Source organism: Haloarcula salina, from assembly GCF_010119195.1.
GTDB classification, from domain to species: domain Archaea; phylum Halobacteriota; class Halobacteria; order Halobacteriales; family Haloarculaceae; genus Haloarcula; species Haloarcula salina.
Window position 1 is genome coordinate 58,831 of the sequence record NZ_WRXL01000009.1, and the last position, 25,760, is coordinate 84,590.

At 67.8% G+C, this 25,760-nt stretch carries 33 protein-coding genes and 1 pseudogene; 19 read left to right on the forward strand and 15 right to left on the reverse strand.

The window, feature by feature from the left end:
• Window positions 1–213: 213 nt before the first annotated feature.
• The 6 genes and pseudogenes from GM656_RS18385 to GM656_RS18410 all read right to left on the reverse strand — a co-directional run bounded on the left by GM656_RS18385 (window position 214) and on the right by GM656_RS18410 (window position 4,951).
• Window positions 214–1,047: a DUF2270 domain-containing protein gene (locus GM656_RS18385; protein WP_162415168.1), complete on the reverse strand. Its 834-nt coding sequence runs from the start codon at window positions 1,045–1,047 to the stop codon at window positions 214–216.
• Between the two features lie 88 nt (window positions 1,048–1,135).
• Window positions 1,136–2,329 carry an MBL fold metallo-hydrolase gene (locus GM656_RS18390; RefSeq protein ID WP_162415169.1) on the reverse strand — a complete coding sequence of 398 codons (1,194 nt, stop codon included), beginning with the start codon at window positions 2,327–2,329 and terminating at the stop codon, window positions 1,136–1,138.
• 180 nt (window positions 2,330–2,509) lie between these two features.
• A complete protein-coding gene (locus tag GM656_RS18395) occupies window positions 2,510–3,541 on the reverse strand; it encodes a sulfite exporter TauE/SafE family protein (RefSeq protein ID WP_162415225.1) in 1,032 nt (343 codons plus the stop codon).
• Window positions 3,542–3,609: 68 nt separating this feature from the next.
• A pseudogene (locus GM656_RS18400) lies at window positions 3,610–3,753 on the reverse strand (DUF7512 family protein); the annotation flags it as partial.
• Between the two features lie 269 nt (window positions 3,754–4,022).
• Window positions 4,023–4,481: a DUF6691 family protein gene (locus GM656_RS18405; protein ID WP_162415170.1), complete on the reverse strand. Its 459-nt coding sequence runs from the start codon at window positions 4,479–4,481 to the stop codon at window positions 4,023–4,025.
• Window positions 4,478–4,951 (reverse strand): YeeE/YedE family protein, encoded by a 474-nt coding sequence (locus GM656_RS18410; RefSeq protein ID WP_162415171.1) that lies wholly within the window; start codon window positions 4,949–4,951, stop codon window positions 4,478–4,480. The genes GM656_RS18405 and GM656_RS18410 overlap by 4 nt, the downstream gene beginning before the upstream one ends.
• 241 nt (window positions 4,952–5,192) lie before the next feature.
• On the opposite strand from GM656_RS18410, the gene GM656_RS18415 reads away from it, so the two are divergent.
• The 7 genes from GM656_RS18415 (at window position 5,193) to GM656_RS18445 (ending at window position 9,285) form a co-directional block, all read left to right on the forward strand.
• Entirely contained in the window at window positions 5,193–5,450 is a 258-nt protein-coding gene (locus GM656_RS18415) for a sulfurtransferase TusA family protein (protein WP_162415172.1), read from the forward strand.
• On the forward strand, window positions 5,447–6,046 hold the full coding sequence (locus GM656_RS18420) for a DsrE/DsrF/DrsH-like family protein (RefSeq protein ID WP_162415173.1): 600 nt from the start codon (window positions 5,447–5,449) through the stop codon (window positions 6,044–6,046). The genes GM656_RS18415 and GM656_RS18420 overlap by 4 nt, the downstream gene beginning before the upstream one ends.
• Before the next feature lie 113 nt (window positions 6,047–6,159).
• Window positions 6,160–6,561: a helix-turn-helix domain-containing protein gene (locus tag GM656_RS18425; protein ID WP_162415174.1), complete on the forward strand. Its 402-nt coding sequence runs from the start codon at window positions 6,160–6,162 to the stop codon at window positions 6,559–6,561.
• 150 nt (window positions 6,562–6,711) lie between these two features.
• On the forward strand, window positions 6,712–7,110 hold the full coding sequence (locus GM656_RS18430; protein ID WP_162415175.1) for a DsrE/DsrF/DrsH-like family protein: 399 nt from the start codon (window positions 6,712–6,714) through the stop codon (window positions 7,108–7,110).
• Window positions 7,111–7,161: 51 nt separating this feature from the next.
• Window positions 7,162–7,404 (forward strand): sulfurtransferase TusA family protein, encoded by a 243-nt coding sequence (locus tag GM656_RS18435; protein ID WP_162415176.1) that lies wholly within the window; start codon window positions 7,162–7,164, stop codon window positions 7,402–7,404.
• 44 nt (window positions 7,405–7,448) lie between these two features.
• A complete protein-coding gene (locus GM656_RS18440; RefSeq protein ID WP_162415177.1) occupies window positions 7,449–8,591 on the forward strand; it encodes an NAD(P)/FAD-dependent oxidoreductase in 1,143 nt (380 codons plus the stop codon).
• Between the two features lie 10 nt (window positions 8,592–8,601).
• A complete protein-coding gene (locus GM656_RS18445) occupies window positions 8,602–9,285 on the forward strand; it encodes a DUF1641 domain-containing protein (RefSeq protein WP_162415178.1) in 684 nt (227 codons plus the stop codon).
• A 97-nt stretch (window positions 9,286–9,382) separates the two neighbouring features.
• On the opposite strand, the gene trxA is transcribed toward GM656_RS18445, so the two are convergent.
• Window positions 9,383–9,778 carry a thioredoxin gene (gene trxA, locus GM656_RS18450; protein ID WP_162415179.1) on the reverse strand — a complete coding sequence of 132 codons (396 nt, stop codon included), beginning with the start codon at window positions 9,776–9,778 and terminating at the stop codon, window positions 9,383–9,385.
• Window positions 9,779–9,987: 209 nt separating this feature from the next.
• Between trxA and GM656_RS18455 the strand changes: the two genes are divergently transcribed.
• The 4 genes from GM656_RS18455 (at window position 9,988) to GM656_RS18470 (ending at window position 12,517) form a co-directional block, all read left to right on the forward strand.
• Window positions 9,988–10,209, forward strand: coding sequence for a YgaP family membrane protein (locus GM656_RS18455; RefSeq protein WP_162415180.1), 222 nt, complete (start codon window positions 9,988–9,990; stop codon window positions 10,207–10,209).
• A gap of 4 nt (window positions 10,210–10,213) precedes the next feature.
• Window positions 10,214–11,482: a M20 family metallopeptidase gene (locus tag GM656_RS18460; protein WP_162415181.1), complete on the forward strand. Its 1,269-nt coding sequence runs from the start codon at window positions 10,214–10,216 to the stop codon at window positions 11,480–11,482.
• A 61-nt stretch (window positions 11,483–11,543) separates the two neighbouring features.
• Window positions 11,544–11,741 (forward strand): hypothetical protein, encoded by a 198-nt coding sequence (locus GM656_RS18465; protein WP_162415182.1) that lies wholly within the window; start codon window positions 11,544–11,546, stop codon window positions 11,739–11,741.
• Window positions 11,741–12,517 carry a sulfite exporter TauE/SafE family protein gene (locus GM656_RS18470; RefSeq protein ID WP_394352103.1) on the forward strand — a complete coding sequence of 259 codons (777 nt, stop codon included), beginning with the start codon at window positions 11,741–11,743 and terminating at the stop codon, window positions 12,515–12,517. The genes GM656_RS18465 and GM656_RS18470 overlap by 1 nt, the downstream gene beginning before the upstream one ends.
• A 34-nt stretch (window positions 12,518–12,551) precedes the next feature.
• Here the strand turns inward: GM656_RS18470 and GM656_RS18475 are convergent, their stop codons facing one another.
• Window positions 12,552–13,448 (reverse strand): sulfurtransferase, encoded by an 897-nt coding sequence (locus GM656_RS18475; RefSeq protein WP_162415184.1) that lies wholly within the window; start codon window positions 13,446–13,448, stop codon window positions 12,552–12,554.
• A 468-nt stretch (window positions 13,449–13,916) separates the two neighbouring features.
• On the opposite strand from GM656_RS18475, the gene GM656_RS19645 reads away from it, so the two are divergent.
• The 3 genes from GM656_RS19645 to GM656_RS18490 are packed head-to-tail and all read left to right on the forward strand — an operon-like array spanning window position 13,917 to window position 16,355.
• Window positions 13,917–14,087 (forward strand): halocyanin, encoded by a 171-nt coding sequence (locus tag GM656_RS19645; protein ID WP_162415226.1) that lies wholly within the window; start codon window positions 13,917–13,919, stop codon window positions 14,085–14,087.
• A 2-nt stretch (window positions 14,088–14,089) separates the two neighbouring features.
• On the forward strand, window positions 14,090–14,605 hold the full coding sequence (locus tag GM656_RS18485; protein WP_162415185.1) for a cytochrome c oxidase subunit II: 516 nt from the start codon (window positions 14,090–14,092) through the stop codon (window positions 14,603–14,605).
• Window position 14,606: 1 nt separating this feature from the next.
• Complete coding sequence (locus GM656_RS18490) at window positions 14,607–16,355, forward strand: b(o/a)3-type cytochrome-c oxidase subunit 1 (protein ID WP_162415186.1); 1,749 nt, start codon at window positions 14,607–14,609, stop codon at window positions 16,353–16,355.
• A 21-nt stretch (window positions 16,356–16,376) separates the two neighbouring features.
• On the opposite strand, the gene GM656_RS18495 is transcribed toward GM656_RS18490, so the two are convergent.
• The gene (locus GM656_RS18495; RefSeq protein WP_162415187.1) at window positions 16,377–17,093 is read right to left on the reverse strand and encodes a helix-turn-helix domain-containing protein; all 717 of its coding nucleotides are present in this window, start codon (window positions 17,091–17,093) and stop codon (window positions 16,377–16,379) included.
• Between the two features lie 100 nt (window positions 17,094–17,193).
• Between GM656_RS18495 and GM656_RS19570 the strand changes: the two genes are divergently transcribed.
• Entirely contained in the window at window positions 17,194–17,316 is a 123-nt protein-coding gene (locus tag GM656_RS19570; protein WP_277815067.1) for a hypothetical protein, read from the forward strand.
• A gap of 98 nt (window positions 17,317–17,414) precedes the next feature.
• On the opposite strand, the gene GM656_RS18500 is transcribed toward GM656_RS19570, so the two are convergent.
• Complete coding sequence (locus GM656_RS18500; RefSeq protein WP_162415188.1) at window positions 17,415–18,098, reverse strand: SCO family protein; 684 nt, start codon at window positions 18,096–18,098, stop codon at window positions 17,415–17,417.
• A gap of 138 nt (window positions 18,099–18,236) precedes the next feature.
• Between GM656_RS18500 and GM656_RS18505 the strand changes: the two genes are divergently transcribed.
• From GM656_RS18505 to GM656_RS18515, 3 genes are read left to right on the forward strand one after another with little or no spacing between them, the layout of a single operon-like run.
• Complete coding sequence (locus GM656_RS18505) at window positions 18,237–20,150, forward strand: NosD domain-containing protein (RefSeq protein ID WP_162415189.1); 1,914 nt, start codon at window positions 18,237–18,239, stop codon at window positions 20,148–20,150.
• A complete protein-coding gene (locus GM656_RS18510; protein ID WP_162415190.1) occupies window positions 20,147–20,872 on the forward strand; it encodes an ABC transporter ATP-binding protein in 726 nt (241 codons plus the stop codon). Before GM656_RS18505 ends, GM656_RS18510 begins: the two co-directional genes overlap by 4 nt.
• Window positions 20,869–21,684, forward strand: a complete 816-nt coding sequence (locus GM656_RS18515) for a hypothetical protein (protein ID WP_162415191.1) — start codon at window positions 20,869–20,871, stop codon at window positions 21,682–21,684. Before GM656_RS18510 ends, GM656_RS18515 begins: the two co-directional genes overlap by 4 nt.
• A 6-nt stretch (window positions 21,685–21,690) precedes the next feature.
• Here the strand turns inward: GM656_RS18515 and GM656_RS18520 are convergent, their stop codons facing one another.
• From GM656_RS18520 to GM656_RS18535, 4 genes are all read right to left on the reverse strand, one after another.
• Entirely contained in the window at window positions 21,691–22,218 is a 528-nt protein-coding gene (locus tag GM656_RS18520) for a winged helix-turn-helix transcriptional regulator (protein ID WP_162415192.1), read from the reverse strand.
• A gap of 71 nt (window positions 22,219–22,289) precedes the next feature.
• Window positions 22,290–22,859, reverse strand: coding sequence for a nitrous oxide reductase accessory protein NosL (locus GM656_RS18525; protein WP_162415193.1), 570 nt, complete (start codon window positions 22,857–22,859; stop codon window positions 22,290–22,292).
• Window positions 22,860–22,918: 59 nt separating this feature from the next.
• Window positions 22,919–23,239: a DUF7471 family protein gene (locus tag GM656_RS18530; RefSeq protein WP_162415194.1), complete on the reverse strand. Its 321-nt coding sequence runs from the start codon at window positions 23,237–23,239 to the stop codon at window positions 22,919–22,921.
• Window positions 23,240–23,998: 759 nt separating this feature from the next.
• Window positions 23,999–24,148, reverse strand: coding sequence for a hypothetical protein (locus tag GM656_RS18535; protein ID WP_162415195.1), 150 nt, complete (start codon window positions 24,146–24,148; stop codon window positions 23,999–24,001).
• Window positions 24,149–24,290: 142 nt separating this feature from the next.
• Here GM656_RS18535 and GM656_RS18540 point away from each other — a divergent pair, with 142 nt between their 5' ends.
• On the forward strand, window positions 24,291–24,632 hold the full coding sequence (locus tag GM656_RS18540; RefSeq protein ID WP_162415196.1) for a DUF5789 family protein: 342 nt from the start codon (window positions 24,291–24,293) through the stop codon (window positions 24,630–24,632).
• A 239-nt stretch (window positions 24,633–24,871) separates the two neighbouring features.
• Here the strand turns inward: GM656_RS18540 and GM656_RS18545 are convergent, their stop codons facing one another.
• On the reverse strand, window positions 24,872–25,663 hold the full coding sequence (locus GM656_RS18545) for a helix-turn-helix domain-containing protein (RefSeq protein WP_162415197.1): 792 nt from the start codon (window positions 25,661–25,663) through the stop codon (window positions 24,872–24,874).
• Between the last annotated feature and the right edge of the window lie 97 nt (window positions 25,664–25,760).

The window sequence follows — 25,760 nt, forward strand, 5'->3', positions numbered from 1 at the left end:
CGAGCAGCCACCAGCAGGCCAGTAGTACGTAACGAGGATGTGTGCTATATTCAGAAGATGAGCTCCTATATCATTCGAAACTGACAGCCGTCACAGCGGTCAAAACGCACACGTACTGAGTGGCTGTTTCAGCCGGTGCTACGAATAACGAACCTGAACTCACAACTACTAGTATCGAGACGGCAAGGGCAACCGCCACGGAATCGAGAACGACTACGCCTCGCCGTCGGGGTTCCGCTTGCGGCCCGCGCCGTCGGAGTTCTCCTTGATATCCGTGCCACCGGGACTCTGCCGCAGGTCCTCGTCGAGGAGTTCCCCGCGCGTGTGCCACGTCCGCGGGCGACAGCAGATGGCGAGCGCGCCGAGGTAGACGACCACGACGGCGGCGGAGACGACCGTTCCGGGGAGCGACCCGACGGCCGCGCTCGCCGGCCACGGCGTCTCGGCGAACGCGGTCACGCGCAGCACCCACGCGCCGTTGAGGACGGTGAACAGCGGGAAGTACACCCGCCGGAGCCGGTGGGCCATCGCTTCCTCGACGGAGATCTTGAGGCGGGGCGACATGTAGTCCTGTGCCAGCGACTCGCGCCAACCGTCGTTCGGGAGGCCGATCTCCGGATCGAGGCCGACCGCCCAGACGTGCTGTTGCAGATCGCGCACGCGCGAGCGCCACACGTCGTAGGCACGGTACCGCCGGGCCTCGATCACGAGGAACATCGCGACCGCCGCGTCCCCGACCAGAATCACGTAGTGTGGGTTCGACTCGCTGGAGAACGCCCACGTGAGGACGGCGGCCATCAGGAGCACCGCCCAGTTCGTCGTCTTGTCGAGGCGCTCGCGCCAGAGCTTCATCCGGTGGATCTCGCCGCGGTAGAGGTGCGCCATCGCCGAACTCGGCCCCATGTCGCGGTCGAGTAGCCCCTCGCCGACGAACGGGTCGGAACCGCGCTGCTCGTCGTCCGACCCGTCTGCAGTCGCGGCGTCCGCGCTGGACTCCGACTTCCTCGCCGCTGACTCGCCGGCGGCGGCCCGCTCGCGCTCACTCATCGTCGGGCCTAGGCCATCTCCGTCCATAACGTTTGTGTGTATATTGTCCAAAATAGTAATAACTATCCGATCGCGCGGTGTCGGAGTTTCAGTCTCCGGTCAGCGCGTCCTGGCTCGCGGCGCAGTTGTTCGGACCGAGTTCCAGTTCGAACGCCTCCTCGTCGTCGGCCGAGCGCTGGCCGAGGTTCGTGGCGATAATGTCCTCGTAGTTGGCCGGACGCGGGGGCATGTCCGCGAGGACGGTGTCGACGAACTCGTCTTCGTCTGCCCTGAGGGCGTCCATCTCCTCGACGAGCGTGCCGACGGTCTCGGTGTAGGTCCCGTCGCCGGCCGGGTCCGCGGCGTCGCTGAAGTGCGCGCCCCCGACGAGCACGTCGTCGCCCTGGGCGAGCACCGTCTGCTGGAGCGTCTCGTAGAGCTGTCGGGCCGCGTCCGGCGCGCCCTCGTCGCCCTCTTCCAGATCGGGGCGGGCGACGCTCTCGATGAAGAGCCCGTCGCCGGTCGTCAGGAGGCTGTCGCCGACGAGGTAGGAGGTCATACCTGTGGTGTGGCCGGGCGTGTGGAGCGCCTCGATCTCGGCGTCTCCCACCTCGAAGGTCTCGCCGTCGGCCGCGGTCTCCAGGTCGTCGGCGTAGGTCACGCCGCGCTGGACGGCCGACTCCGGGATGACGCCGGTGACGCCTTCGTCGTCGAGGTCGCGGACGCCGCTGATGTGGTCGGCGTGGATGTGCGTGTCGAACGCGTACACGAGGTCAGCGCCCAACTCTGCGGCGTCTTCGAGGTAGCGATCCGTGAACGCCCGCAGCGGGTCGACGATCGCCGCCTCGTCGCCGTCGACGACGAGGTAGCCGAGACAGCCGCTGGAAGGACGCTGGTACTGATAGACCGTCCCCGGTCCGTCGTACGATGTGACCTCCTCGCGCTCGTAAATCCGGGCCCACTCGTTCATGCCGCCGGCGAGGTGGACCACGTCGCGGCCCGCCTCGGCGAGCGTGCCGGCGACGTACTCGCTGGCCCCGCCCTTCGCGCACAGGACGACCAGCGGGTCGCCCTCGGGGACCTGCTCGTACACCTCGTCGTCGACATCGTCGTCGAGGAAGTGGAAGTACGGGACGTTCGCGATGTCGACGGCGTCGTCCTCGACGTGCCACTCCTCGAAGTCGCCCTCCATCCGGGCGTCGAGGATGGTCACGTCGTCGCCGTCGTCGATGCGTCGCTTCAGTTCGCGCGGTTCGAGTTCGTCGACCTCGGCGGCCGGGGTCGGGAAGTCTTCCGGATTCATGTTACACTCACCGATTAGAGACTGATCGCCTTATATCTTGTGTGTTTTGTGCAATACTCCGAATTCGGTTTTGAGAGAGGACGAACACGTCGAAGACGGGTGAAATCGCAGTATCGGGGCAACAGCTCGCACGCACGAAAAGCGGAAAATCGATCGCTAGCGGACCGAAGTCATCCGCTGTCAGGCGTCGACGTCGACCGCTCGCTCCGACGGAACGGAACGCAGTTCCCGCACGGCGCTGTAGGTGACCGCCCCGCTGACAAGCAGCGCGGCCCCGAGAATGATCGCGAGGCTGACGGTGTTCAACACCGGCAGCTCCAGCAGGCCGCCGATCTGCCGCACGGCGACGGCGAGCGCGCCGAGGAGCAACATGATGCCGAAGTACACCTTGATGTCCTCCTCCGCGACGAGGGCCGTCGCCGCCGCACCGAGCCGTGCCCCGAGGGCGCTCCCCGCGAGCAGCGGCACGACGATGCTCAGGTCGACCGCGCCCGACTGCGCGTACAGCAGACTGCCGATTCCGCCCGAGAAGACGATTTCGAAGAGGTCCGTCCCCACGGCGATGGGAACCGGGACGCCGATGAGGTAGAACAGCGCGGGCATGCGGATGAATCCGCCGCCGACACCCAGAAAGCCCGAGAGCAGTCCGGTCGCGAACGCCACCCCGAGGATGAGCCACAGGGAGACGGTGTAGCCCCCGCGGAGCCGGATCATCGGCCAGACTCGATAGGACTGGATGGTCTGTGCGATCTCGGGGATCTCCGCGTCGTCGGCGTCGACGTCATCGACGTCGTGATCCAGGCCGCCGCCGTCTCCTTTCAGGGCTTCGCGCGTCACGAACGCGCCGATGCCGCCGAGCAACAGGACGTAGGCGACGCTGACGACCGAGTCGGCGAGGCCCATGTGCTGGAGGGCTTCCAGCCCGATCTTCCCGACTTCGAGACCGGCGGTGGTGCCGGCGATCATCAGGAGCCCGAGCTTGTAGTCGACCTGCCCCAGGTCGCGGTGCTTGAGCGTCGCGATGACCGAGGTCCCGAAGACGAACGCCAGCCCGGACCCGACCGCGACGTTGGGCTCGTAGCCCATCACCAGCAGGGCCGGCGTCACGAGGAACGAACCGCCCATCCCGAAGAAGCCGAACAGGATGCCGATGAGCAGTCCGAAGCCGGCGAACGTCGCCAGCAGCGTCGCGCTCACGCCCATGATCTCCATCATCGGTTCCCACCCCCGTTCTCGGCCGTGGGACACCGACGGAACACCACGTCGGCGAGCGCGCATCGCCCCTGCAAGACGCGCTTCAGCGAGGGACCGAACACCGCTTCGAGACCGCCGTACCCCACGTACAGCACGACCGCTTCGACGAGTACCACGCCGACGAGCACGGCCGCCTGCAGTGAGGGTCCGAGCGATTCAATTCCGAACATAGTTCTCCGACGTTACCTCCGATATTGTGTTTTTAGTGAAATACTGCACAATCGTGCTAATCGGCAGAGATAGATAACGGTTGTGGGATGATAGTACAAGACTATATCGGCGTAACGAATCGGTGGTGATGCATAACGTATCAGTGGCTACCGCGCCGTCGGCGGCCCGTCACCCCGGGCCGCGGCGAGCGGACGACGCACCGCTCGTCGGTCGAGTGCACGAGAACGAGCGAAAACGAGATTCGCGGAGAACAGTCGGAGCGGCGAATTCAGTCGGCCGCCGTGGGACCGGCACTGGCGTCGGTCAACTGAGAGCGCAGGTACCCCTGTGCGTACGCGCCGAGGAACATCCCGCCGATGGCCCAGAGGATCGGCCAGTTACCGATGCCGACGCTCGCGTACGCCGCACCGGGACAGATGCCGGAGACGCCCCAGCCGACGCCGAAGATCGCGCCGCCGGCGACGACGTTGCGATCGAAGGACTTCAGCCGGCGGACGTACTCCTCGCCGGTGAGCGGAGCCCGCCCACGGAGGCGGGTGGCGACGGCGAAAGCCACACCGGAGACGACAGCCGCCCCGCCCATGACGAACAGCAGGCCGAGGTCGTCGAACTGGAGGAAATTGAGGACGACCTCGGGCCTGGCCATGTGGCTGTAGGCGAGCCCGAATCCGAAGATCAGTCCGCCCACGAGGACGGTCAGGTAGAACGCCGCGCCGTTCCGGCTCACGGCGTCACCCCCAGGGCCTGTACGAGCTGTGCGGTTCCGATGGCGATGGCCATGAAGGTCGCGACGTTCACGAGCGACGTTCGCGACATCGAGCCGACGCCGCAGACGCCGTGGCCGGAGGTACACCCCTTACCGAGGCGCGTCCCGACGCCGACGAGGACGCCGCCGCCCAGGAGTCGCCACCACTGTACGTCCGTCGTCCAGGCGCCGCCCTGCCAGCCGACGGCGTAGACGGCCGCGCCGAGCACGATGCCGAGGGTGAACACGACGCGCCAGTCGCGCGAGGCGACGTACGAGCCGCGGTTGAACCGCGGGACCGACGAGACGTACGAGAGCGTCGACTCCAGGAACGTGCTCGCGCCCGCGATGATACCGGTCGACAGGTAGATGAACGCGACGCCGCCCCCGATGAGCGCGCCGCCGATCGCGTACCGCGCGATGCCGTTCGGGAACAGTTCGGGGCCGATCATCGGTTCGAACCGCCTCCCGGGCCGAGACTGCGTGCGTTTTCGGTCATGTAACACCCGACTGTACTGGCCGAACACGCAAAAGGATTTTCATAGAACACCACTAATTGCACAATACTAATTCAACCTCGTGCACCTATACTGGGCCTGAAATCGCATATCCTTGTTTTTAGGAGCCACTGTAGTGGGCAATACCGACACAATTAACAATCCCCCACCCAGTATTGTACGTTGAAGACAACACATGAGTCTCCAAACAGATGCGACCGAGACGCTCGACGTGAAAGGCGCCGCCTGCCCGATGCCGGTGGTAAAGACCAAACAGGCCGTCGACGACCTCTCGCAGGGCGACCTCCTGGAAGTCGTCGCGACGGACTCGGGCAGCATGAGCGACATCGACGGCTGGGCGTCGGGAACCGACGGCGTCTCGCTGGTCGACCAGGAGGAACGGGACGAGGGCGGTGAGACCGTCTACGTCCACTACGTGCAGGTGGAAGAATGAGCACGGAAACAGAGGACGCACCGGACGCGGACGCGCCGGCGGGGGACACCGAAGCGGCTGACGTGGAAGCCCTCCGCGAGCGCGTCGACGAACTAGAGCAGCAGCTGTCCGACGCGGCGGTCGAGACGGACGACGACACGAAGTCGATGGTCATCGTCGCGACGAAGGGGACCCTCGACATGGCGTACCCGCCGCTGATCCTCGCCTCGACCGCGGCCGCCTTCGGCTGGGACGTGACAGTGTTTCACACGTTCTGGGGGCTCGACATCCTCCACGAGGAGCGCTCGAAGGATCTCAAACTCAGCGCCGTCGGGAACCCGAACATGCCGGTCCCGAACGCCATCGCGTCGCTTCCGGGCATGGACCGGATGACGACCAAGATGATGCGAAAGCGCATCGACGACAACGAGACGGCCAGCATCGGGGAACTGCTCGACACCTGCTTCGACATGGGCGTCGAGATGCAGGCCTGCCAGATGACCATCGACCTGATGGACTACGACGAGGACGACTTCTACGACGGCGTCACGGTCGGCGTCGGCGCCGCGACGGCGCTCGAACGCATGGCCGACGCCGACGTGCAGCTCCTCGTCTGACCCGGTCGCCACCCCTCGATCCCACCCTGTGCGCCCGTGTCCCAACCGGCGACGCGCAGTGTTGTACAAGATTTGCATAACCCTTTTTATTGGTTCACGCCGTAGAGAGACGTATGCCAGACTCGATGGCCGAGATGCTCAGACAGGACATGCAGTGCGAGGGCCTGCTCGAGTGTCTGCACGGGCTGAAAGACCTCGACCGGGAGTGCTTCCAGGTGCTCGCCGAGAGCGACGGGGCGTTGACCGTCGACGAGATCGCCGACCGCATCGAACGCGAGCGCTCGACCGCCTACCGGTCGATCCAGCGACTGCTCGACACGGGCCTCGTCCAGAAGGAACAGATCAACTACGACCAGGGCGGCTACTACCACGTCTACTACCCGGCGGACCCCGACGCCGTCGCCGACGACATGCAGCGGCTCCTGAACGACTGGTACGCCCAGATCGGCACGCTCATCCAGGAGTTCAGGACCAAGTACGAGGACACCGCCGACCCGGTTCCGGTCGACGACTGACGGACCTGCTTTTCGCGTCTGCCCGCGACCACGACTAATCTCGACGTATTCGCCTCCTCGACTACCCCTGATTGGGGGGAGGAGTATTCCTATGTATTGGGAATAGAGCACAATATTATCAGCTTGGGGTTCGAAGCATCAACTGCACCCATGTCAGGCTACGCAATCGTCCTCGCTTCCCGCGAACTGTCGCGCGTCCAGGCGGTCAGCACCATCGCGTCGGTCGCCGCGGCCTCCGACGTACCGGTACAGATATTCGCGACCATGGAGGGCCTGCTCCCGTTCCGGACGGAGACCGTCGAGTCCGGCGACTTCGATTTCGGCCCGGTAGGAGCGAAGATGCTCGAGGCGGACGGCGCGGAGATGCCGCTGTTCTACGAGCAGTTCGCGCAGGCGAAGGGCATCGGCGACATCGAACTGTACGCCTGCGAGATGGCGATGGACCTCCTGGAGACGGACCTCGACGACTACGTCGACGTCTTCGACGACACGCTCGGCGTGTCGGGGTTCCTCAACCGGGCGCGAGACAAGCAGGTCGTCTTCGTCTGACGACCGAGGAATTGCACGACGAGCGCACGACACCCCTATCAGAACACGACAATGAACGACTCAGACTACGACCCCGACGTGACGATCGACTCCCGCGACGCGACCTGTCCCGGTCCGCTGATGGACCTCATCGGGAAGGTCAAGGAAGCCGAGCCAGGCACCGTCATCGAACTCCGGACCTCCGACAGCGGGTCCAAGAGCGACGTGCCGGAGTGGCTCGACGAAGCGGGTCACGACCTGCTCGACACCGTCGACAACGGCGACTACTGGAGCCTGTTCGTCCGGACGAACTAGCCGGGGCATCGCCGCTCGACACCACCCACCACCCACGACACACCATGACTGAACACATCGTCGTCGTCGGCGGCGGCACCGGCGGCACCGTGCTCGCGAACCGGCTCGCCGAGAGGCTCGGCCCGGAATTCGAGCGCGGTGCCGTCGACGTGACGCTCGTCTCCGACGACAGGAACCACGTGTACAAGCCGGTCTTCCTCTACGTCCCGTTCGGCGAGAAGACGGTCGCCGACGCGAAGCGACCGCTCGCCGACCTGGTAGACCGAGAGATAACCGTCGAGATCGACCGCGTCGAGGCCGTCGACACCGACCGCAAGCGCCTCGACCTCCGGGACGGCGGTCGGATGACCTACGGCCACCTCGTGCTGGCGACCGGCACGGGGCTCGTGCCCGAGAAGGTGCCCGGCCTCGCCGAGGGCGGCCACCACTTCTACGGCCCGGACGGGGCCGCGGCGCTGCGCGACGAACTGGCGACGTTCACCGAGGGCCACCTCGTGCTGTCGGTCATCGGCACGCCCCACATGTGCCCGGCTGCGCCAGTGGAGTTCGTCCTCATGGCCGACGACTGGTTCCGCGAGCGCGGGCTGCGCGAGGACGTCGAGATCACCTACACGTACCCGATCCAGCGCGCGCACGGGATCCAGAGCATCGCGGACTGGGCGAGCACGACCTTCGAGGAGCGCGACATCCGCCTGGAGACGTTCTTCAACGCCGACGAGGTCGACCCCGACGCCGGAGTACTCCACTCGATGGAGGGGAAGGAACTCGACTACGACCTGCTGGTCGGCATCCCGCCCCACGCGGGGAGCGACCTCGTCACGGCGGCCGGCCTCGGCGACGACGGCTGGGCCGACGTGGACAGACACACCCTCGAATCCCCCCACGCCGAGGACGTGTTCGTCGTCGGCGACCTCGCGGACGTGCCCACGAGCAAGGCCGGGAGCGTCGCCCACTACGAGGCGGGGACCGTCGCCGACAGGCTCGCCAGCCGCGTCCGCGGGCAGGTCCCGACGGCCACGTACGACGGCAAGACGGTCTGTTTCATCGAGAGCGGCATGGACGAGGCGACGTTCGTCGAGTTCGAGTACGGTACGCAACCGACCGTCCGTGCCCCCTCGAAACCGATTCACTGGGCGAAGCTGGGCTACAACGAGTCCTACTGGCTGACCGCCAGGGGGCTGCTGTGAGGTGACTCGGATGGCCGAACAAGACCAGCAGCAGGACGCTGCCGACGCCGACGTAGAGACGGACGAACAGGGACGAATGCCCGACGCCGGGACGGACCTCCCACCGGAGGTGCGCGAGGCAGTCGCCGAGCGGCCCGCCGAGGTGGCGCGGTTCCTCGGTAACCTCGAACAGGTGAACGACCTGCTCGACGGCGCGGCGCTCGGGACGGCGGCGATGGACGACGAGATGGTCCAGACGCTCGCGCGGACGGGAACGAATCTCGGTTCCGCCGCAGACGGCCTCGCCACGCCCGAGACCGCGCGGCTGGGCGAGGCGACCGGCGAGAACGCGACGGAACTGGCCGAGGCGATCGAGACGCTCGCGGAGCTCCAGCGGTCGGGCACGCTCGACGACGTATTGGCGCTCGCGGACACGCTCTCGCTCGCTACCGCGGCGCTCGACGACGAGATGGTGACGAACCTGGCCGCGACCGGGTCGCGCCTCGGGGAGATCGCCGACACCGCGTCCGACGAGGAGGTCGCGCAGTCGCTGGAGTCGGTGCTGGCGGCGCTCGGCGAGGCCAGCGACCAACCGCCCGAATCGCCGGGCCTACTCGGACTCGCGCGGGCGATGCGGGACCCAGAGGTCAAGGCCGGACTCGGGTTCCTGCTCGCGGTGGCAAAGGCGCTCGGCCGCGACCGTCGCGAGGCGTGAGCCGACGCCCATCGGTTTCGTCGACGTCCGGCGACGCTCGCAATTTTTCGCTCCGCTGACGGTGACTGTTCCTGAAAAGCGAAGAACGGGGCCGCGCTCAGCCGTGGCGCTCGATGAGAGCGACCAACTGATCCTTGTTCTGCATGCCGACGAGGCGCTCGACCGGCTCGCCGTCGGCGAACAGCACGAGCGTCGGGACGCCCTGGACGCCGTACTGGGCGGCCAGCTGTTGATTCTGGTCCACGTCGACCTTCGCGACGGCCGCGTCCGTCTCGGCAGCGATCTCGTCCAGCATCGGCGCGATCATCTTACACGGGCCACACCAGTCGGCGTAGAAGTCGGCCAACACGACCGCGTTCTCGCTCGCGACCGCGGACAGCTCCGACGCGCCGTTCACGTGGACCGGTTCGCCGGGCGCGGCGTCGTCACCGGTCTCGTTTTTCAGCTTCTCGGCCTTCTGTTCGCGGATCTCGTCGATTGGAATATCGCTCATCAACAGTCTCTACGAGCTGGACGTACTTTACTGTTTTGTGCAGTCAAGACAATACTATTCCAGCACGCCAGTTCATCAGCGAAAGGTACCTTCCGTCGGTAGATCCACCAAACCGAATGCGTGCTCGGCTAATGTGAGAACTACCGTGCAATTCTCACAAGCGAGTACTGACCGAAACCTACAATGTAGTGTGAGACAAATACAATCCTATGGAGCGAAACGTCGGTACACTCGACCGCAACGTTCGCATCGTCCTGGGAGTGCTCGCGGCCCTGGTGGGCGTGCTGGCGCTGGCCGGCTACCTCGCGGCCAGCGCGCTGGTGGCCGCACTGGCCATCGCCATCGGGGCGGTCCTGTTCGTCACGGGGACGAGTCGACGCTGTCTCATCTACGACGCGTTCGGTATCGACACCGGCGAGAAGCGCCGCTAGCCGGATGGCGCTTCCCGAACCGCTGCAGACCGAACTGTCGGGGCGGGCGGACGCCCTGGTCGAAACCCTGCTCGACCTGCTCGCCGTCGACACGTCGAACCCACCGGGCGAGACGGGCGCGCTCGCCGACGCAGTGGAAGCGCGCTTCGACCGGCTCGGGGTCGAGACCGAGCGCGTCGTAGCCGACCCGGCGAAGCCGAACCTGCTCGCGACGATCCCCGGTGACGGCCCGCGAACGCTCCTCTACAACGGCCACCTCGATACGGTCCCGTACGACGAACGGGCGTGGGAACGCGACCCCCTTGGCGAGCGCGACGGCGACCGCGTCTACGGCCGCGGGGCGACCGACATGAAGGGGCCGCTCGCGGCCATGCTCGAAGCGGCGGCCGTCTACGCCGAGACCGGGACGACCCCGCCGGTGACCCTGCAGTTCGCCCTCGTGAGCGACGAGGAGGTCGCCGGCGACCCGGGACTGCCGGCGGTCCTCGACGCCGGCCGCCTCGACGCCGACTGGTGCGTCATCGGCGAGACGACCTGCGGCGGGGAACGGCGCTCCGTGACCGTGGCGGACAAGGGCAGCGTCTGGCTGACCCTCGAAGCGACCGGCAGCGGCGCGCACGGGTCACGCCCCATACTCGGAGACAACGCTATCGACCGCCTATACCGGGCCGTCGAGACGATCCGCTCGCGGTTCGGGACGGAGCCGTTCGACCTCGACCCAGCGGTCGCGGCCATCGTCGAGGAGTCGGTCTCGTACTACGAGCCGACGATGGGCGAGACGGCCGCGCGCGACCTGTTCACCCGACCGACGATCAGCCTCGGAACGCTGTCGGGCGGCGAGAGCGTCAACAGCGTCCCCGTCTCGGCGCGAGCCGAACTCGACGTTCGGCTGACCGCCGGCGTTCAAACGCCGGACGTGCTCGCGCGGCTCCGCGACTGCGTGGCCGACTGCGAGGGCATCGAAATCGCGGACGTGAGCTGGAGCGTCGGGACCTACGAGCCCCTCGATAGCCCGCTCGTTTCTTCCGTGACCGAGACCGTCGCAGACGCGACCGGCGACCGCGTCTTTCGGCGGAGCGCGACGGGCGGTGGCGACGCGAAGAAGCTCCGCAACGCGGGCGTTCCGACCGTCGAGTTCGCGCTCGGCACCGACACCGCCCACGCCGCCGACGAGTACACGACCGTGGACGCCCTGCGCGGCAACGCGCTGATCTACGCCGCGCTCCCGTACCGACTGGCCGGAGACGGCGATTCGCCCCGGCAGGAACGGTAGCGGTCCGACGTTGTCGAGCGCCAACCGGGCGCTTACCTCGGACGGTGCGAGACGACAGCGTATGCGTTCGCTACCCGTTTCGTGGCTCCCGCTCGTGGGCCTGCTGGCGCTCCCGTTCGTCGTCGCGTTCGTGGTCACGCTCGAACCGATCGCCGCGCTGGCCGCGGTGAACACCGTGCTGATCGTCGTCGCGGTTCGCCTGATGTTCGGATCGCGCGACCTCGAACGCCTGGGGCGCGGCGAGGGGCGCGTGCGATGATGTCAGCCGGCCACGGTGCGGCGATGCCCGCCGGCGACGTCGGACTCGTCGTGTTCGCACTCGTCGGACTGCTCGGCGGCGTCCACTGCCTCGGAATGTGCGGCCCGCTCGTGACGCTGTACGCCGACCGGCTGGGCGACGACGGTCCAGTGGCGTGGACGGAGGTGCGCCAGCACCTCCTGTTCAACCTCGGCCGATCCGCGAGCTACGCCCTGATCGGGGCCGTCATGGGACTGCTCGGGACGGTGCTGTACGACGCGGCTGCGGTCGCCGCGGTCGCGAACGACGTGCGCGCGATCGCCGGCCTGCTGATCGGCGGGTTCATCGTCCTCACCGGCGCGAAGTACGCGCTCACCGGGACGACGGCGGGGCTCGTCGGCCACCTCGGCTCCGGGACGGTGTTTCAGCGCCTCACCGGCCGCGCGATGGCCCGCGTCGACGCGTGGGTGGAGGGGCCGCGCATCGTCGCGCTCGGCGCGGTGCACGGGCTACTGCCGTGTCCGCTGCTGTACCCGGCATTCCTGTTCGCTTTCGCCGCCGGGTCACCGCTCTACGGCGCGCTCTCGCTGACGGTGCTCGGCCTCGGGACCGTTCCGGCGGTGTTCGCCTACGGCGTCGCGTTCCAGTCGGTCTCGCCGCGGTTCCAGGGGCCGCTCCACCGGTCGCTGGGCGTCGTCTTCCTCGTCCTCGGCTACCTGCCGCTGTCTCACGGCCTGCTGCTCCTCGGAATCGCGCTCCCGCACCCGTCGATTCCGATGTACCAGCCGCTGGGCTGAGCGTACAGAGCCGACTACGACGGCGTCGCGTCGCTCACTCGGAGGGATCGGACCCGGTCGCGATAGGAACGGCGACCATGTTCCCCCACTCGGTCCACGACCCGTCGTAGTTCCGAACGCCGGGATAGCCGAGCAGTTCCGAGAGCGCGAACCACGTCAGCGAAGACCGCTCTCCGATGCGGCAGTAGACGATCACGTCGTCGTCGGGGGTGACGCCGTGGCTCCGGTAGAGCGCTTCGAGGTCGTCGCGTGACTTGAATCGGCCGTCGGGGCGGAGGTTCGCCGACCAGACGACGTTGACCGCGCCCGGGACGTGGCCGCCGCGTCGCGCCGATTCGACCATGCCTGGCGGCGCGAGGAGCGACCCGCCGTACTCCTCGGGAAGGCGCACGTCGACCAGCGCCGTCGGGCGGTCGAGCGCCCGTTCGACGTCCTCGCGGTAGGCCCGGACGCGGTCGAACGGCCCCGATACCGTGTACGAGCGTCTGGTGAACGTCGGCACCGCCGTCGTCGTCGGCCGGCCGGACTCGATCCAGTGCTCCCGACCGCCGTCGAGGAGGTACGCATCGGCGTGGCCGTAGTACGAGAGCAACCAGTAGAAGTGCGCCGCGAACCAGTTCGAGTTGTCGCCGTAAACGACGACGGTGGTGTCCGTCCCGATGCCGTGGGTCCCGAGAAGTCGCTCGAAGGTATCGGGTTCCGGCAGGCCACAGCGCTGCTCGTGACGCAGTTGCGTGCCCCAGTCGAACCCGACGGCCCCAGGGATGTGACCGTCGTCGTAGAAATCGGTGTTCAGGTCCACCTCCACGAGACGGGTCGCCGGGTCGTCCGTGCGGAGCGCGTCCAGTCGCTCCGCGACCCACTCCGGCGAAACGAGCACGTCGTTCGCGTACGGCGTCCCGTCCGCGTCGCGGTCGAGGGCGCGAGCCATCGCCGGAGGGACAGCGGACAGCGACATAAATCTGGGGCTGGCCTGGGACAAGTCCCGCCGCGCTCGCGAGAGAGTTGTCCTGCGACAAGCGAGAGTACAACTCGCGAGCGCCGATGGCTTCGCCATATGAAGGGTGTTGAAGAGACGCGGTCCGGCTCGGACGACCCGGACTCGACGAGACGCGCTGCGCCGAACGAGGCGCGGACCCGCCGCGGGCTCCTCCTCGCAGCGACCGCCGCGGCCGCGCTGGGCACGACCGGCATCGCGAGCGCGCAGTCGAACAGCGACGGGTCAGCCGCCGCCGATTCGGGTGGGGGGTCCGGCGTGCTCGCGACGGCTGCGGGCCTCGGACTCTCCGCCGCGGCCCTGGCCGGCGTCTACCTGTTCAGCTGGCGCGACCGCCCCGAGCCGTCGTTCAGGCCGGAGCGACGGAGCGACGACGCCTCACCGGGGTCGCACGCTGGTCCGATGTACGAGGCCGACGTGCCGCCCGCGGAACTGGAGGCGGTCGACCACGACGCGTTCGACCCGACCGGGACGGCGACGCTGCTTGCCGGCTACTTCGCCGTCATCGCGCTGCTGTGGCTGTTCATGTACTTCGTCGAGTTCCTCGGAAACGGACCGACGGTGGTGGGCTGACGATGCACGTCCACCGATTCGAGCGCCTCTGGCTCGTCGCCGCGCTGGTGCTCATCGTCCTGTTCATCGGGACGGTCACCTACGGCGCCGTCGGGGCCGGCTACGGGATGGTCGACGCGACGGGCGGACAGGTCGACCCGACCGCGCCGACTGCCGGCGACAACTTCAGGGAGCCGGGCGTGTACGACGGGAGCGAGCGGGGGCGCTATGACGTCTACGTCGAAGCCAAGCAGTTCCTGTTCGTGCCGGGCACGAGCGAGCCGATCCGCGTCCCCGACGACAGCACCGTCACCTTCCACGTGACGAGCACGGACGTGGTCCACGGTTTCGAGGTGGTTGGGACGAACGTCAACACGATGGCCGTCCCGGGACAGGTCGCGACGGTCACCGTCGAGTTCGACGAGCCGGGCACCTACGGGCTCGTCTGCAACGAGTACTGCGGGAGCGGCCACCACACGATGGAGGGGCAACTACGAGTCGTCCCGGCCGAGTCCTACAACGCGAGCGGGGTGAACTGAGATGGCACACGCACACGACACTGAGCGGCCGCGGACGTATCGGGCGGAGGAGGGCGGAACTGGGGAGCGCCTCGCGTTCGTCGACCGCTACCCAAACGCCGCGCGGATCACGCGCCTGACGCTCGGCGTCTCGTTCACCGCGCTGCTGATCGGCGCGGTGCTCGGCATCGTCCAGGCACTGCACCGGACGAACGTGTTCCGCGGCGTCGTCAGCTCGACGGACTACTACTCGGTGCTGACGGGCCACGGGGTCCTGCTCGCCCTGTTTTTTACCATCTTCTTCCTCACCGGTATTTTCACCTGGGGGACGACGAAGAGTCTGGAGCGGCGGCTGCCGTCGTCGCGGTTCTCACTGGCCTGGTTCGCGCTGATGCTGTCGGGAGCGGTAATGACCGCGACGGCGATTTTCGGCGGGCTAGTCGGACAGGTCCCGTTCGAGGCCGACGTGATGTACACGTTCTACGCGCCCCTGGAGGCGCATCCGCTGTTCTACGCGGGCCTCGCGGCGTTCCTGGTCGGGACGTGGCTCGCCGGCGCGGACTGGTTTCGGACGTACTATCGCTGGCGGCGCGACAACCCCGACGAGCGCATCCCGCTGCAGACGTTCATGGTGCTGACGACGATGCTGATGTGGTACATCGCGACGCTCGGCGTCGCCGTGGAGGTGCTCGTCTTCCTCCTGCCGCTGTCGCTCGGGCTCATCGAGAGCGTCGACCCGCTGTTGACCCGGACGCTGTTCTGGTTCTTCGGCCATCCGGTCGTGTACTTCTGGCTCATGCCGGCGTACTTCGCGTGGTACACCGTCTTGCCGAAGCTCTCGGGCGGCCGACTGTTCAGCGACCCGCTCGCTCGCGTGGTCTTCGTCCTCTTTCTCATCCTCTCGACGCCGGTCGGCTTCCATCACCAGTACGCCGACCCCGGCGTCCCGGAGGGCTTCAAGTTCGTCGCGATGACGAACACGATGTTCCTCCTGCTCCCGAGCTTCCTCACCGCCTTCACCGTCGTGGCGAGCATGGAGTACGGCGCGCGACAGCGCGGCGGGACCGGCCGGCTCGGATGGCTGAAGGCGCTTCCCTGGGAGAACCCCGCCTTCGCCGGGATGGCGCTGGCCGGCCTGATGTTCGCCGCCGGCGGCTTCTCTGGCATCGTCAACGCCGGGATGAACATCAACTCGCTCGTCCACAACACGCTGTGGGTCCCCGGCCACTTCCACCTCACCGTGGGGACCGCGAGCGCGCTGACGATGATGGCCGTCAGCTACTGGCTCTATCCCCAGCTCACCGGGAAGCGCCTGCAGTTCTACGGGCTCGCGCAGGTCCAGCCCTACGTCTGGTTCATCGGCATGGGCCTGATGTCGAACGCGATGCACCGAGCGGGCCTGGCCGGCGTTCCCCGCCGGACCGCCGAGCCCCAGTACCAGCAGGTCAGTTTCGACGCGCTGCTGGGGTCGGTCGCAGAGATGCGCCTCCAGATCGCCGTGGGCGCGGTCCTGTTGACCGTGGGCGCGCTGCTGTTCGTCACCGTCATGGTCGGGACGTGGCTCGCGGAGCGAGGGCGGGGCCGTCTGCGGGTCGACAGCCACCTGCCGGCACCCATCTCCGGGCCCGAAGACAGCCCCCGAGTGCTCGACGACCTGCGGCTGTGGTTCCTCATCGCGGTGGCGCTGGTCGCCATCGCGTACGGCTTCCCAATCTACTCGATGGTCGCCGACGGAGTGTTCACCCCCGCCGCGCCGCCGTTCCCGGTGTAGGCGCGAACGGTGGGTCGACGGTCACGTCGAGGAGAGGAACTGCGCGACCAGTTCCGCCTCGGCGCGTCGCAGTCTGTACGAGACCGTCGATCGGGGCGTATCGAGCAGGTCCGCGAGGTCGTCGAGCGTCGTCTCTCGCGGCATCTCGTAGTACCCCTCCTCGGCCGCGAGTTCGAGGACGCTCCGTTGCTCGGGCCGAAGCGAGACGGACGAGAGCGGATTCGTCGGCGACTCGGTCGCGTCGCTGAGGTGCTCGAACCGGAACGACAGCCCGTCGCGCAACGTCCCGCCGAGCGTGTCGTACAGCATCCCGACCTTCTCGTCGTCCTCCAGCAGGATCCGCCACCGCTCCGTGTCGCCGTGTCGCGTCACTTCGAACAGGACGCCGCCGGAGACGTACCGGTTCGTGATGAGCGGGACGGCGTCACAGCGGCCGATGTCGTCGACGTACGTGTAGACGACGCTGGCCTGCGGGCCGTCTTCCAGCACGTCCGTGTATCGCCGCCCCTCGCAGGGGCGGTCGCTGATGCTGAGGGCGTCGTACGCCTCCCCGGTCAGGAGCGCCGTCGCGCGGTCGACCACCGACTCCGGGCCGGTGACGCGGTCCAGTCGCCAGAGGGCCTCGTCGGCCGTCGAGCACAGGAACGCCGACGAGCGGGCCTCCGGTGTCTCGATGAGCAGGTCCATCACCGGGTCGGCCCCCGCGTCGTACCGGATGTCGAAGACGAATTCCCGCATCTAGTCGAACCTGTTCGCCCGCGGTTCAGTCAGTTTCGGTCCGGTGGCGTTGTCCTGCGACAAGCGAGAATTCAGGCCGGCCCGGCGCGAACATCTTCGTATGAGTAGTCCCACTACAACCGGGTCGATTCCGTGGTTCCTGAAAGTGATCATGATCATCGCCGCGCTCGTCGTGCTGTTCATCGTCGTCGTGGACCTGATCGCGTTCGCGTCGGCGCTGTAACGCGGCTGCGGCGGTTTTTCGGCAGCCAGTCGTATCGGACGTACCGCGCCCCGCCGGCGGTCCCGAGGCCGAGCGTGAGGGTGCGTCGGCGCATCGGCTCATCCCGATCGCTCGACGACGGTCGTCACGTCGTCGAGGACTCGGTCTGCGTCCGGGCGCTCAGTGCGGTAGGCACGCTCGACGTAGCCGTCGGGGTTGGCGAGAAACGTCAGCGAGAGGTGTCGGAAGTCGTAGCCCGCGGTCCGGTCGCTGTGGTCGGCGGCCACCCGGTCGAAGGTGATGCCGAGCCGCTCGCCGACGATTCGCCGGGCCGCCTCCGCGTCGGGCGGCCGCAGGAAGTGCCAGTTCTCGGCGTCAGCGTCGACGCGCATCCGTGCCGCGTACTCCCGGAGCGCCGCGGCGTCGTCCCGCTCCGGGTCGAACGTGATCGCCAGGAAGCGCACGTCGTCGGCGACTCCATTCTCGACCGACCCGTGCTGGACGCCGGCGAGCTGGCCGATCAGCTGGAGGCACTCGGCCGGACACGACGCGAAGAAGGCCGTCACGACGAGCGTCTCGTCGAGCGAGTCGGTGTCGATGGACTCGCCGGTCAGCGGATCGGGGAGCGAGACGCGCGGGAGTTCCTGTCCGTAGGCCGGATACGGCAGGTCCTCGCTGTCGTACTGCCTGTCTGCCGGCGGGCCGAGGACCACGTCCTCGTCGCCGCCGAAGCGGGAGAGACAGCCTGTCAACGTCACCGTCCCCGCCGTTCCGACGCCGCGGAGTAGCTGTCGCCGTCGCATCGATTGACGTTGGTCGCGTACGGTAGAAAGCGGTCTGGTACACCTCTGCGATCGGTTTCGACGGTCGCACCAGACGACGCCCGCCTTTCGACCATCGAACCAACGGACGTTTTGCCCGGACGCTCGAACGGACGATAGATGCGACCACGGCCGACGACGGGACAGGCGCTCGCCCTGACAGCCGTCGCTGTCGCCGCGCTGGTGTTCGGGGCCGCGTTCGCCGTCGACCTGGGGAGCGCGCGCCCGGACCCGGTCCCCTTCGACCGGACCGTCGAGCGCGGGATCACGATGGCAGACGCACAGATCGCCCGGAACCGGGAGATCAGCGTCCCGAAGGTCGAGGTGTTCTACTCGCAGTACCGCTACGTCGTCGGCTACGCGGGGGTCGACATGGCGGTGACGGCGCTGTCCGAACCGGGCCACGAACAGCAGTTCGGCTACCCGCTCGCCGTGTACGTCTCGGACTACAGCGACAAGCCGGTCCGCTGTGGCGAGTCGAACTACCTCGAAACGGACGTGCCGCCCGACTGGGTGCTCGCGAGCGACGCTTCGTACGTCGTCGACGGCCGGGCGCGCGTCCCCTCCAGTCCCGCGATCGTTCCGTTCGCCGACCGGGGGGACGCAGAGGCCTTCGCCGAGGACTGCGGCGGGCGCGTCGTCGGCTGGGAGCGGATCGAGAACCGCTCGTTCGACGTCGACGAGGCCGAGACCGTCCGGGAGCAGGTCGAACCGCGACGCGAGCGGGCCGCGGCCGCCGTCGAGGGAGCCCAGCGGTATCGAGACCGGCCGGTGTCGGTGGTCGTCGGCCGCGACGCGGCGACGGTACAGGCCGGCGTGGACGCGGCCCCGCCGAACACGACCGTCCTCGTCGCGAACGGCACGTACCGCGAGCAGGTCACCGTCGACAAGCCCGTCACGCTCCGCGGCGCGGGCGCGACGCTCGACGGCCGCGGGAACGGGACCGTCGTGACGGTGACGGCCGACCGGGCCGCCGTCGTGGGCTTCGAGGTGGTCGGAATCGGCAACCAGACGGTCGGCAATCGGTCGGCGTCGGACTCCGAGGCGTGGGACGCGGCGGTGACGACCGCCTACGGCAACAGCGACGCCGCGGTCACCGGGCGCAACGCCTCGGGGCTGTACGTGGCGGACCTCGCCGTCGACACGCCCGCCAGCGGCGTCGTGCTCAGGGGGTCGCCGGGTGCCGTCGTCGAGAACGTCACGGTCGACGGGACCGACGACTGGCGGGACGGCTTCATGGGCGTCGTCGCGATGCACGCGCCCGTGGTCGTCCGGGACTCCGCCTTCCGCGGCGGCCGCGACGGCGTCTACCTCCACCGCGCGGACGGGACCGTCATCCAGAACAACACCTTCACCGAGAACCGGTTCGGCGTCCACCTGATGTACACCTCGCGGGCGCTGGTCGCCCGCAACGCGGCCCGCGATCAGGAGTACTCCGGCGTCGTCGTCATGACCGACCCCGCGGCCAACGCCGTCGTCGGCAACACCGTCAGCGACTCGGGAGCCGGTATCTCGATGTCGGGGTCCCGGAGCTACGTCGCCGACAACGTCGTCGTCGACACCGGCCGCGGCCTCTCGACGAACGCCGCGCGGTCGCTGTACGAGCGCAACGTCCTGTACGGGAACGACATCGGCGTCGCGGCCTCCACGGTCGTCCCGTCGAACATCGTCACCGAGAACGACTTCGTGGCGAACGAACGCCACGCCGTCTCGGGACCGGGGCCGCTGCGGATCTACACCCACGAGGGGCGCGGGAACTACTGGGGCGGGGCGGCCGACCTTGGCGGGAGCGCCGGCCCGACGCTGTCCCAGCCCTACTCACCGACCGACCCCGTCGACCGGCGACTCCATCAGACCGACGCGGCGTTCGTCCTTCGGGCCGCGCCCAGCGTCCGCGGCCTCCGCGCGCTTCGAGGGACGACGCCGGGCTTCCGCCGCGGAAGCATCGTGGACACCGCGCCGCTCTCGACACCCGCGAATCCGGAGACTATCGCCATGCTTCGAAACCAGACCCAACGGGAGGCATCGACGTGACGGGCGAAACGTACCTGTCGGCGAACGAGGTCGGCAAGACCTACGGCGACGTGACCGCGCTCTCGGACGTGTCGCTCGACGTGCCCGCCGACGCCGTGACCGGCCTCATCGGCCCGAACGGGTCGGGCAAGACGACGCTGTTGCGCGTGCTGCTCGGCCTCGAACGACCGACGGGCGGGACCGTCGAGTACGGCGGGCCGGACGCGGTCCGACGCCTCGGCTACCTGCCCCAGCGGCCGACGTTCAGGCCGGGGTTCACCGTCCGCGAGACCATCGGGTTCTACGCCGACCTCGTGGACGACGACCCGGACCGGCTGCTGGAGCGCGTGGGGCTCGGCGACGTGGCCGACCGACCCGTCGACGGGCTCTCGGGCGGGATGACGCGACTGCTCGGCATCGCGCAGGCACTGGCCGGCGACCCGCCCGTGGTCGTCCTCGACGAGCCGGCGAGCGGCCTCGATCCCGCCATGAGCGAACTGATCTTCGACGTGGTCGCGTCCATCGCCGACGAGGGGCGGGCGGTCGCGCTGAGTTCGCACGAACTGGCGCTCGTCGAACGAACGGCCGACCGCCTCGCCGTCCTCGAATCGGGCGCAGTGGTGACCGTGGACACGCCTCAGGCGCTGCGGGAGCGGACTGGCGGCCCGCTCCACGAGACGTTCACGTCGCTTCTCGAGCGGGAGAGCGCGGTCGTCACCGCGACGGAGGTGGGCGACGCGTGACCCGCGCAGACGGGTTCTGGACGGTGTTCGTCAGAGAGGTCAGGGCCGCCATCCGGACGCGGGCCTACCTCGGACTGCTCGCGGTGCTCGCCGCGGCGCTGTTCGGCGTCGCGCGCGCCGGCGGCGGTCCCGCGGGCGGGTACGTCCCGACCGTCGTCGACCTGCTCGTCGTCGTGGAGGTGCTCGTCCCGACCGTCGCCTTCGCCGTCGGCTACCGGGCCATCGCCGACCCGGCGGCTCGCGGCGAACTCGACGTGCTCGAGACCTACCCGCTCCCGTCGTGGGCCTACGTCGGCGGCGTCTACGCCGGCCGGAGCGCGGTCCTGCTCACCCTCGTCGGCCTCCCGCTCGCGGCGCTCGGCGTGCAGGTCGCCACGACCGCCGGGCCGGAGACGACCGTGTTCGCGAGCCACCGCGGGGTCGACTCGCCGTTGCTGTACGTCCGCTTTCTCGCGCTCACGCTCTGGTACGCGCTGATCGCCCTGTCGCTCGCGTTCGTCCTCTCGGCGCTCGCTGGTTCCCGCGGCCGTGCGCTGGTGCTCGCACTGGCGGGCCTGCTCGTCGTCACCGTCGGCGGCGACGTGGCCGTCTTCGCGGGGCTCGACGGCGGCCTCGTGACGAGCGAGACGCTCGGCGGCGCGCTCGCCATGACGCCCGCCGGAGCCTACCGCGGGCTGGTCTTCGATCAGGTGCTGTACGTGGCAGTCCCCGGGCGGTCGGCGTTCGTCTCCGGCGCGGTCGCCGTCGGCTCGCTCCTGTTCTGGTGGGTCGGCTCACTCGTCGCGACGGAACTCGTGACTGACACGCGGTGAGGGAAATCAATCGTCGTCCGCCGCGCCCCCGAGCGTCCCGTCGACCAGCCGCACGAAGCGGTCGACGAGGCGGTCGGTCAGCGACGGCGTGACCTCGCCGAGCAGTCGCCGCGTCTCCTCCGGGCTGGTCAGCGAGACGACGACCGTCCCGCGCTCGCCGTAGGCCTTCTCCAGCACGCCGGCCTCGACGAGCGACGAGACGTGCCACGCGACCGTGCTGCGGGCCACGTCCAGGCGCTCGGCCAATTCGCCGGCGGCCAGCGAATCCGCCTCGAGCAGGTGAAACAGCACCGCGCGGGCGGTCTCCCGGCGGGCGAACGCGAGGACGCGGCGCTCCCAGGGATCGTAGCCCTCGCCGTAGTAGTGGGTCTTTCCCCTGACTTCCTCGGCGACTACCTCGTCGCCGCGTCGGAGCTTCCGGAGGTGGTACTGCGCCTGTCCGGTCGCGATATCAAGGTCTCGCGCTATCGCGTTGAAGTGGACGCCCGGATTGGCCTCGACGTGGGCGCGCACCTGCTCTCTGACCGTAGACATACCCTTCTGGACCGTACTAGTCGGACGCCACTAAACACGCTGTCGATAGTTCCCAGCGGCCGGGAATCCGCTCACATGCTGCCGACGAGTTCGGGACTGATGGACTCGGCCGCCAGCGTCTCGCCGCCGTACTCCTGGGCGAAGGCCGCGGCGTCCGACTCCTCGCTGAACGGGACGAGCGCCGGCCCCATCGCGCCCTCCACGTCGGAGTTCGCGACGACTGTCAGATCGTCGCTCGACGCGAACGTCGCCGCGTCCAGGTGTCGCGAGATGACCGCGGTCCCGCCGTCGGTCCGCACCTCGTAGTCGACGACGCTGTAGTCGGTGAGGTAGGTCGCGTCTGGCGTCCATCCGGACTGCTCGTTTGCGAACCGGTGTCGATAGGTACAGGTCGTACTGCAAAAGCGCGCCGGCGGGTCGTGACCCTCGGGCGAGTTCTCGCGGTAGTACGTCTGCCCGGCGGGTCCCGGGTGCTGACCGATGACCATGCCGCACTGGTCACAGGACTCGTCGCCGTCGAGTGCGACGGGGTCCGCCGTCTCATCGGTCCCCTGACAGCCGGCGAGCGCGACCACCGTGGCCGTGCCGACGACGCCGGCGAGCACGCGCCTGCGCGTCACCGCGTCTTGACGCTCTATCATAGGCGAACCCTACGCACAGACGCCACATAGCGTTCTTGGTGTGACCGTCGAAACGACGGTCAATCTGCCGTTCGAGGGGCGTCGACCGCGTAGATCGCACCGAGGACCAGCAGCGCGATGAGGAAGTCGAAGCCGTGTTCCGTGAGGTGGTGGATCGGCATCGGGACGGTGCCGAGGACGGTCCCCACGCCCACGACCGACCGGACGACGAGCAGGCCGATCGCCGTCGTCAGCAGGACGTACGGACGCGTCCGGCGGCGGTACGTGCCGGCCGCGGCCACCAGGAAAAGCGACAGTGTCCCGAGCGTGGCGAGCGCGATGACGGCGAGCAAAAGCGCGGCCGTCTGGGGGCCGAGCCAGTCGCCGGCGGCTTCGATCATCTCTCACCCACCCGTTCGCGGTCGGGGGACGAATCGGTTTCGGCGAACGGACGGCGTCGATGGGACAGCCCGACGAACGCGTCTACCGTACCAGAACGACCCCGTAGGGACAGTCGGACGGAAGCAGTTCGCCTCTCGGGAAAGCGCCACATCGCTAGCGAGCGACCGCGGCGAATGCTTCGAGAGGCACAAATCCGAATTCATCGTCTTCTGAGCCCGATTGACAGACATACGGCGATTAAAACAAGATTTTACCCCCGATATAGGCGCATCTCATCCCAGAATAAATTTTTCTCGAGAGTTATCGACATGACTTATATTAAATTAAGAACCTCCTTACCTATATTCTCCAATTCAATACCTCTTATCAAATATACACGCCGATATCGTTTTTATACCCCTATCTATCCCATATCCATCTTTGTATTCCATTATTTGAGATGGTGGCGGAGAAGGATAGGTAGGTCGGCACCGCTATCGGCCGCACTACTCGATCCCGTTGACTAACTCCTGTACGATTGTTATTCCGTCTGACAGCGGTCCCGAGTCGGTCGTCAGAACCGACTCGCTGTCCACTATTCTGAACCGTGATGGTAATACATTATGTCTATGATAACAGATGACTCCCACGATCACGATCCAGAGCGGCGGACGGACACCTCCTGACGCCGAGGCTAAGCGGAAATTAACGCGACCAGTCCGAAAGTAACGCGATATTAGCGGGCGACCTGGATCAGGTCCCTGACCTAGAGTTCCCAACTACTCGACAGAGCGACCGTCCTTGCGGAGACGATCACTGCCGGCGCGCTCGGTGATCTCTTCGCTCGGTGCAAACAGTACCGGTGACCGCTTCGAACCGTCGCGGGTCACAGACGGTTCCGCTCTGGCGACGAGCACGAACGAATCCATCAGGCGAGCGCCACCGAGCAGCGACGAGGCCGCCGGGCGGCCGCGGCCCCGAGCCGGCGACAGCGTCGGAGTCCTGCTCCCCACGAGCGATCCGGCGAGTGCCAGCAGAACGCCTTTTCCCGGTCGCCCCGTGGGTGAGTACATGGGAATCGAAAATTCCACAGGTGCGAGTGGCGACACGGAAGACAGCCGCGAACAGGGCGTGGAGCTCGGCTCGCTCGCCGACGAGTTGGAGGGGCACGACTACCCGACGACCACCGACAAGCTCCTCGACGAGTACGGAGACGCCGAACTCGAACTGTCGGGCGACACCCACACGCTCCAGGAGGTGCTCGGGGGGGTGGGGAACGAGGATCAAGAGTACGAGTCGGCCGAAGACGTCCGCCAGATGATCTACAATATGGTCGGCGAGGATGCGGTCGGTCGAAAGGGGTACAGCGATCGGGGCGGTATCACCGGCGACAACACCGACGAAACCGTCTGAGACGATCCGCCGGCCGATACCGGTCGACGGAGGACGACGCCAGGCGACCGGAGTCGAGGTCCTCCGTGCGGCCCCAATCGGGGCCCGCTACCGGACCCTGGATCGAGCAGCCATCCAGGTGGATCAGTGAGTGAGAAAGCGAAATTCAGCCGAGGACCGATGGGCGCGCCGCTGCACACTGAATGGCCCCTATGCCCCGTCCAGCGGTTGTCACGGAGCGCCACTGCAGTCCGCGGCGGTCACTGGCTGGACGTCGACGGTCCAACCCACGACGGTACCGTCGCGGAGCCGGCCAGGGATTCCTGAGCAGTCGGTCCGCTCACATCCCCCGATTGCGTCGTCGGTATCGACGTCCCGCCCTTCTCCGAGACGCCGGGCTCGGTCCGCCGCTCCGCGACCGTGTTCTCCAGCAGCGAACAGATCCCGCGGCGCAGTCGTTCAGAGACCGCCTGGTGGGAGACGTCGAGCGGCTGGGCCAACTCCCCCAGGCTGACTTCCCTCGGAATCGTGTAGTAGCCACGGTCCAGTGCTTCCGTCAGTGTCTCCGCCTGCACGTCAGACAGTCCGTACTGCTGCATCCCAGTGAGTTGGTCGACCTCCGCGACCCGCACCAGTTCGAACTGGACGTCGTTGTCCTCACAGCCCGAGGCGATCTGCTGGAGGACGGAGCGGTCCGGGACGTATGCGTTGACCGTCCACCCGGTCTGTCCCCGGTCGGCCGAGAGGAACACCGCCCGGCCGTCGGACCACCGCTCGTATCGGAACGTCGCGCTCGCGGCCGCCGTGAGTCGTACCCGGTAGAGCGCTCGGTCACCGGCACCCCCGATCGAGGTCCAGCGGTCGACCGTCCCGTCGTCGTCGAGTCCGCACTCGAACTCGAGCGGGTCGTCGGCCGTGGACCAGAGGGTGAGGTCGAGCGCCCCGTCGGCGGTCGGGACCTGCTGTTCGACGCGAACGGTCGATCCGGGGGTTCGACGGGCGCTCGTCTCCAGCGCGGGTGAGGCGAGGCGAACGCTGGCGATCAGCGTCATTGGCGGACGCCCTCCCCGACGTCGCACTCGGCGCTGCACATTCGGCTCTGGACGGAGTGGCCGCAGTGGCTCTCTGCCATACGCGGACAGTCATTCG

What these genes read in the sequence shown, in the direction of transcription:
- GM656_RS18385 (WP_162415168.1), bottom strand. Translation starts at nt 1,047, where the DNA reads ATGAGTGAGCGCGAGCGGGCCGCCGCCGGCGAGTCAGCGGCGAGGAAG.
- GM656_RS18390 (WP_162415169.1), bottom strand. Translation starts at nt 2,329, where the DNA reads ATGAATCCGGAAGACTTCCCGACCCCGGCCGCCGAGGTCGACGAACTC.
- GM656_RS18395 (WP_162415225.1), bottom strand. Translation starts at nt 3,541, where the DNA reads ATGGAGATCATGGGCGTGAGCGCGACGCTGCTGGCGACGTTCGCCGGC.
- GM656_RS18410 (WP_162415171.1), bottom strand. Translation starts at nt 4,951, where the DNA reads ATGATCGGCCCCGAACTGTTCCCGAACGGCATCGCGCGGTACGCGATC.
- GM656_RS18415 (WP_162415172.1), top strand. Translation starts at nt 5,193, where the DNA reads ATGAGTCTCCAAACAGATGCGACCGAGACGCTCGACGTGAAAGGCGCC.
- GM656_RS18420 (WP_162415173.1), top strand. Translation starts at nt 5,447, where the DNA reads ATGAGCACGGAAACAGAGGACGCACCGGACGCGGACGCGCCGGCGGGG.
- GM656_RS18425 (WP_162415174.1), top strand. Translation starts at nt 6,160, where the DNA reads ATGCCAGACTCGATGGCCGAGATGCTCAGACAGGACATGCAGTGCGAG.
- GM656_RS18430 (WP_162415175.1), top strand. Translation starts at nt 6,712, where the DNA reads ATGTCAGGCTACGCAATCGTCCTCGCTTCCCGCGAACTGTCGCGCGTC.
- GM656_RS18435 (WP_162415176.1), top strand. Translation starts at nt 7,162, where the DNA reads ATGAACGACTCAGACTACGACCCCGACGTGACGATCGACTCCCGCGAC.
- GM656_RS18440 (WP_162415177.1), top strand. Translation starts at nt 7,449, where the DNA reads ATGACTGAACACATCGTCGTCGTCGGCGGCGGCACCGGCGGCACCGTG.
- GM656_RS18445 (WP_162415178.1), top strand. Translation starts at nt 8,602, where the DNA reads ATGGCCGAACAAGACCAGCAGCAGGACGCTGCCGACGCCGACGTAGAG.
- trxA (WP_162415179.1), bottom strand. Translation starts at nt 9,778, where the DNA reads ATGAGCGATATTCCAATCGACGAGATCCGCGAACAGAAGGCCGAGAAG.
- GM656_RS18455 (WP_162415180.1), top strand. Translation starts at nt 9,988, where the DNA reads ATGGAGCGAAACGTCGGTACACTCGACCGCAACGTTCGCATCGTCCTG.
- GM656_RS18460 (WP_162415181.1), top strand. Translation starts at nt 10,214, where the DNA reads ATGGCGCTTCCCGAACCGCTGCAGACCGAACTGTCGGGGCGGGCGGAC.
- GM656_RS18465 (WP_162415182.1), top strand. Translation starts at nt 11,544, where the DNA reads ATGCGTTCGCTACCCGTTTCGTGGCTCCCGCTCGTGGGCCTGCTGGCG.
- GM656_RS18470 (WP_394352103.1), top strand. Translation starts at nt 11,741, where the DNA reads ATGTCAGCCGGCCACGGTGCGGCGATGCCCGCCGGCGACGTCGGACTC.
- GM656_RS18475 (WP_162415184.1), bottom strand. Translation starts at nt 13,448, where the DNA reads ATGGCTCGCGCCCTCGACCGCGACGCGGACGGGACGCCGTACGCGAAC.
- GM656_RS19645 (WP_162415226.1), top strand. Translation starts at nt 13,917, where the DNA reads ATGTACGAGGCCGACGTGCCGCCCGCGGAACTGGAGGCGGTCGACCAC.
- GM656_RS18485 (WP_162415185.1), top strand. Translation starts at nt 14,090, where the DNA reads ATGCACGTCCACCGATTCGAGCGCCTCTGGCTCGTCGCCGCGCTGGTG.
- GM656_RS18490 (WP_162415186.1), top strand. Translation starts at nt 14,607, where the DNA reads ATGGCACACGCACACGACACTGAGCGGCCGCGGACGTATCGGGCGGAG.
- GM656_RS18495 (WP_162415187.1), bottom strand. Translation starts at nt 17,093, where the DNA reads ATGCGGGAATTCGTCTTCGACATCCGGTACGACGCGGGGGCCGACCCG.
- GM656_RS19570 (WP_277815067.1), top strand. Translation starts at nt 17,194, where the DNA reads ATGAGTAGTCCCACTACAACCGGGTCGATTCCGTGGTTCCTGAAAGTG.
- GM656_RS18500 (WP_162415188.1), bottom strand. Translation starts at nt 18,098, where the DNA reads ATGCGACGGCGACAGCTACTCCGCGGCGTCGGAACGGCGGGGACGGTG.
- GM656_RS18505 (WP_162415189.1), top strand. Translation starts at nt 18,237, where the DNA reads ATGCGACCACGGCCGACGACGGGACAGGCGCTCGCCCTGACAGCCGTC.
- GM656_RS18520 (WP_162415192.1), bottom strand. Translation starts at nt 22,218, where the DNA reads ATGTCTACGGTCAGAGAGCAGGTGCGCGCCCACGTCGAGGCCAATCCG.
- GM656_RS18525 (WP_162415193.1), bottom strand. Translation starts at nt 22,859, where the DNA reads ATGATAGAGCGTCAAGACGCGGTGACGCGCAGGCGCGTGCTCGCCGGC.
- GM656_RS18530 (WP_162415194.1), bottom strand. Translation starts at nt 23,239, where the DNA reads ATGATCGAAGCCGCCGGCGACTGGCTCGGCCCCCAGACGGCCGCGCTT.
- GM656_RS18535 (WP_162415195.1), bottom strand. Translation starts at nt 24,148, where the DNA reads ATGGATTCGTTCGTGCTCGTCGCCAGAGCGGAACCGTCTGTGACCCGC.
- GM656_RS18540 (WP_162415196.1), top strand. Translation starts at nt 24,291, where the DNA reads ATGGGAATCGAAAATTCCACAGGTGCGAGTGGCGACACGGAAGACAGC.
- GM656_RS18545 (WP_162415197.1), bottom strand. Translation starts at nt 25,663, where the DNA reads ATGACGCTGATCGCCAGCGTTCGCCTCGCCTCACCCGCGCTGGAGACG.